Source organism: Desulfogranum marinum (assembly GCF_963675105.2).
In the GTDB taxonomy this organism is placed as follows: Bacteria; Desulfobacterota; Desulfobulbia; order Desulfobulbales; family Desulfobulbaceae; genus Desulfogranum; species Desulfogranum marinum.
This window is the reverse complement of sequence record NZ_CAXXRO010000004.1, coordinates 2,705,001-2,710,335: the sequence shown is the minus strand read 5'-3', so window position 1 is coordinate 2,710,335 and position 5,335 is coordinate 2,705,001. Positions and strand designations below refer to the sequence as shown.

Below are 5,335 nucleotides of genomic sequence, written 5' to 3'. Positions count from 1 at the left end.
GAGCTGTTACGCTTTCTTTAAAGGATTGCTGCTTCTAAGCCAACCTCCTGGTTGTCTGAGCAATTTCACCTCCTTTTCCACTTAGCATGGTTTAGGGACCTTAGCTGACGATCTGGGTTGTTTCCCTCTCGACCACGGAACTTATCTCCCGCAGACTGACTCCCGCGATGGAACTTGACGGCATTCGGAGTTTGCATGGAGTTGGTAATCCGGTGGGACCCCTAGTCCAAGCAGTGCTCTACCTCCGTCAGTCATTTCGCGAGGCTATACCTAAATATATTTCGGAGAAAACCAGCTATCACCGAGTTTGATTAGCCTTTCACTCCTATCCACACCTCATCCAAGCAGTTTTCAACCTACAATGGTTCGGGCCTCCAGTCGATGTTACTCGACCTTCACCCTGGACATGGATAGATCACCCGGCTTCGGGTCTACCCCATGCAACTCGACGCCCTCTTAAGACTCGCTTTCGCTGCGGCTACACCTAACGGCTTAACCTCGCTGCATAGGATAACTCGTTGACTCATTATGCAAAAGGCACGCTGTCACCCAAATAAATTTGAGCTCCAACTGCTTGTAAGCTGACGGTTTCAGTTTCTATTTCACTCCCCTCCCGGGGTTCTTTTCACCTTTCCCTCACGGTACTGGTTCACTATCGGTCACTAGGGAGTATTTAGCCTTGGAAGATGGTCCTCCCAGATTCCCACAAGGTTTCACGTGTCTCGTGGTACTCGGGGACACCCTAGGGTGAATCAAGATTTCGCGTACCGGACTATCACCGTCTATGGTCGGCCTTTCCATACCATTCCGCTATCTCTCATCAATCCCACATCGGGGCCCCACAACCCCTACAAGCAAGCTCATAGGTTTGGGCTAATCCGCGTTCGCTCGCCGCTACTGACGGAATCTCGTTTGATTTCTATTCCTAAGGGTACTGAGATGTTTCACTTCCCCTCGTTCGCTTTTATTACCTATGTATTCAGTAATAAATGATAGAGTTTGAACTCTACCGGGTTGCCCCATTCGGAAATCTCCGGGTCAAAGCCTGTTAGCAGCTCACCGAAGCTTATCGCAGCTTTCCACGTCCTTCATCGCCTCCTAGTGCCAAGGCATCCGCCGTCAGCCCTTAGTAGCTTAACCATAAGTCTTTTGTAAACTAAGTTATAACTCTAAACGCTATTTTTGTAGTACTCCCTCTCCTGCATGCTTATTCTCACACTGACCTGACGGCCCTCGGTGAACATACAAAAAAGGGTCTACGATTTAGATACCCTGCTATTCAATTGTCAAAGATCAATAAACTTCTAAAAGGCTTTCATGCACACCGCCTTCGGCCCTTTCCTGTTGTACGCATAGTAAACTATGGCGAACAACACGAAATGCCCAAATCCGGCGCACCTGAAAACTTTTATTGTATATTAAAAGCTTAAAGTTAGGTATTCATTGCAAAGCAACGAATACCTAACCTTATTCTTTTAAATGGTGGAGGTGAACGGGTTCGAACCGATGACCTCCTGCGTGCAAGGCAGGCGCTCTCCCAGCTGAGCTACACCCCCGTTTTAAACACTACTACAGCCCCATCTTTGTTTGTTGTTCTCAGCCCGCATAGCATACCTATAGCGATCTGAGAACAACAAACAAACCTGAAGCACGTAGAAGCGTTTAAATACGCTCTCCGCTAACTCCAGAAAGGGGAGTAAAACCTGGATCAACTCAACCTGGTGGGCCTAGGTGGACTTGAACCACCGACCTCACGCTTATCAGGCGTGCGCTCTAACCAAGCTGAGCTATAGGCCCATGACCTTGATCTCTCAAAACTGAACAGTAAAACAAGCGGGGTTGATCCCTTTGCAGTCTAAGCTGCATATCCTTATAAAGGAGGTGATCCAGCCCCAGGTTCCCCTAGGGCTACCTTGTTACGACTTCACCCCAGTTACCAGCCATACCTTGGCAGCCTCCATCCCGAAGGTTTGGTCAACTGCTTCTGGTACAACCGACTCCCGTGGTGTGACGGGCGGTGTGTACAAGGCCCGGGAACGTATTCACCGTGGCATGCTGATCCACGATTACTAGCGATTCCGACTTCATGGAGTCGAGTTGCAGACTCCAATCCGGACTGAGACCGGCTTTACGGGATTCGCTTCAGGTCGCCCTGTCGCTGCCCTTTGTACCGGCCATTGTAGTACGTGTGTAGCCCTGGTCATAAAGGCCATGAGGACTTGACGTCATCCCCACCTTCCTCCGGTTTGACACCGGCAGTCCCTTTAGAGTGCTCAGCCGAACTGCTAGCAACTAAAGGCAAGGGTTGCGCTCGTTGCGGGACTTAACCCAACATCTCACGACACGAGCTGACGACAGCCATGCAGCACCTGTCACCAAGTTCTCCGAAAAGCACTCTTCTATTTCTAGAAGATTCTTGGGATGTCAAGACCAGGTAAGGTTCTTCGCGTTGCATCGAATTAAACCACATACTCCACCGCTTGTGCGGGCCCCCGTCAATTTCTTTGAGTTTTAATCTTGCGACCGTACTCCCCAGGCGGTCAACTTAATGCGTTAGCTGCGGCACAGAGGGGATCAACACCCCCTACACCTAGTTGACATCGTTTACGGCGTGGACTACCAGGGTATCTAATCCTGTTTGCTCCCCACGCTTTCGCACCTCAGCGTCAGTATTCAGCCAGAAAGTCGCCTTCGCCACTGGTATTCCTCCTGATATCTACGAATTTCACCTCTACACCAGGAATTCCACTTTCCCCTCTGATACTCAAGCCTAATAGTTTCAAATGCACTTCCACGGTTAAGCCGTGGGCTTTCACATCTGACTTATCAGGCCGCCTGCGTGCCCTTTACGCCCAGTAATTCCGAACAACGCTTGCACCCTCCGTATTACCGCGGCTGCTGGCACGGAGTTAGCCGGTGCTTCCTTTAAAGGTACCGTCAAACATAAAAAGTATTAATCATTATGCATTTCTTCCCTTTTGACAGAGCTTTACGACCCGAAAGCCTTCCTCACTCACGCGGCGTCGCTGCGTCAGGGTTGCCCCCATTGCGCAATATTCCTCACTGCTGCCTCCCGTAGGAGTCTGGCCCGTGTTTCAGTGCCAGTGTGACGGATCATCCTCTCAGACCCGCTAACCATCGATGCCTTGGTAGGCTCTTACCCCACCAACTAGCTAATGGTACGCAGACCCCTCCTCATGCAGTAGCTTAAATCAGAGGCCACCTTTTCTTATTACGCTTATGAAAAACAAGAACATCCGGTATTAGTCCACCTTTCGGTGGGGTATCCCAGACATAAGGACAGGTTATCTACGCGTTACTCACCCGTGCGCCACTCTACTAGAATTCCGAAGAATCCGTTCGCGTTCGACTTGCATGTGTTAAGCACGCCGCCAGCGTTCGTTCTGAGCCAGAATCAAACTCTCCAGTTTATATCCTAGCCACAATCACTTACGATTGGACTTACTTACTTCAAAAAAACCAAAATCAATTGGCCCGCTTGTTTACTGTTCAGTTGTCAAAGATCAAAGCCATTGTACATGGCCTCGGTATAACAGAAGTTATACTTTATGTACTGCGTAAGCTCTTGTCAAAACAAGAACATGTTGCTCAATAATGTTGGTCAAGCAACGGAGCGACAATCTACTGTAACTCCGCCGTGCCGTCAACCTTTTTTTTTACTGTTGTTAAAAGTAACTTTCAACAATTAAAAAGGTGTGATCGTTGATCACTGCCAACGACCTTCAGCATGCTGCCTGGCGATTGTATTCGTCAAGCAACGGAGCGGCAAACTACCTTACCGCGCTCTTGAAGTCAACCTCTTTTTTCCGGCTGTTTAAAATTTGTTTCAGCAGCCAACAGGTTGGAATTATTAAACAACTAACAATCCACTTCAAGCTGTGCCGTCCATGTTTCGTCAGGCACGGGGCGGGAAACTACTCGATCATCAATCGGTCGTCAATAACTATTTTTGCGATCAGTTGCTTTTTTCTCAATACACATGCAAACCTTAGAGACCATCATTGAGGAATACAAAAACAGTTGACCTATAACCACCTGAAACTTAATACATTATCAGGTACCTTGCCAAATGCCATATCGGAAACACCCTATTCCACCTTCTCTGCACACAGTAAGTAAAACTTTTAGTATTTGCTATTCTCAGGTCAAACACATTCTCTGAAATTTATTTTTGGCCTTCGTCTATTAGCTATTTTTTTATGAATTATACTTTCTTTTCCGTCATCTTTTCATGCAATTTACTGGAAAGGATACCTGATTTTTTCACTTTGATCGTAAATCCTTCCTCCAAAAAAAACGTGCATGAGTGGCGCAGTAATATTGTTAGATACTATCAATAAATTTGAACTACCCATGCAACGCCTATAAATTTACCTGTTTAATTATTCGTAGCCGTTGACCAGGAGCCATATTTTTTGGAAAATACAAAATATCTCAACCACCACAGTATGAATCTAATCGTTTGGTCATGCCACAACCATATAGCTGGGCAGCTTCGTAGGGTGGATAAGCGTAGCGCATCCACGCTGATTCCGATGACTATCATTGGTGGATGCGCTACGCTTATCCACCCTACGCTCTAATCGAAATATATTATCCGTAGAGGAAATTCCTTCTTTGCAGTAACTATAGCTGGCAAGGCCATCGAAAACGAACACCGTTTGTGTTCGCTTGCTGTATGGCCATACTTTTTTATGCAAAAAATCTTGATTTCTAAAGGGTAATAAATTCAGAAACAAACCAAAAGGTAAGGTAAAAGATGCAGGGAGTGGAATACTGTCTTTAGGAGTACCGCGATATTATATGTCTACTTGAATCTGCAAACAAAAAAAAATCCCCAATACACGATGAGTGTATTGGGGATTTTAAAAAGAGACGGCGACGACCTACTCTCCCACATAGTCACCCATGCAGTACCATCGGCGCTGAAGAGCTTAACTACCGTGTTCGGAATGGGAACGGGTGGAGCCTCTTCGCTATGGTCACCGAAAAATATATAAAACTGTTAACAATTTAAATAGCAGGGTAAACTTTGTTTACAAAAGGATATGGTTAAGCCGCACGGCTAATTAGTATCGGTTAGCTCCATGTATTGCTACACTTCCACACCCGACCTATCAACGTTGTAGTCTCCAACGAGCCTTTAGATGGTTATTACACCATGGGATATCTTATCTTGAAGTGGGCTTCCCGCTTAGATGCTTTCAGCGGTTATCCCTTCCGAACTTAGCTACCCAGCAATGCCTTTGGCAAAACAACTGGTACACCATTGGTTCGTCCATCCCGGTCCTCTCGTACTAGGGAAAGATCTTCT

The 5,335-nt window shown here is 46.8% G+C and carries 2 tRNA genes and 4 rRNA genes (1 of these 6 running past the window's edge); all 6 read right to left on the bottom strand.

Going from position 1 to position 5,335, the window contains the following annotated elements:
* Positions 1–1,140: ribosomal RNA gene (locus ACHZCY_RS20545) — 23S ribosomal RNA — on the bottom strand; the annotation flags it as partial.
* Positions 1,141–1,480: 340 nt separating this feature from the next.
* Positions 1,481–1,556 (bottom strand) — tRNA-Ala (locus ACHZCY_RS20540).
* Positions 1,557–1,719: 163 nt separating this feature from the next.
* Positions 1,720–1,797 (bottom strand) — tRNA-Ile (locus ACHZCY_RS20535).
* 77 nt (positions 1,798–1,874) lie between these two features.
* Positions 1,875–3,431 (bottom strand): 16S ribosomal RNA (locus ACHZCY_RS20530).
* A gap of 1,463 nt (positions 3,432–4,894) precedes the next feature.
* Positions 4,895–5,011 (bottom strand): 5S ribosomal RNA (rrf, locus tag ACHZCY_RS20525).
* Positions 5,012–5,069: 58 nt separating this feature from the next.
* A 23S ribosomal RNA gene (locus tag ACHZCY_RS20520) occupies positions 5,070–5,335 on the bottom strand; it runs 2,686 nt beyond the window's last position.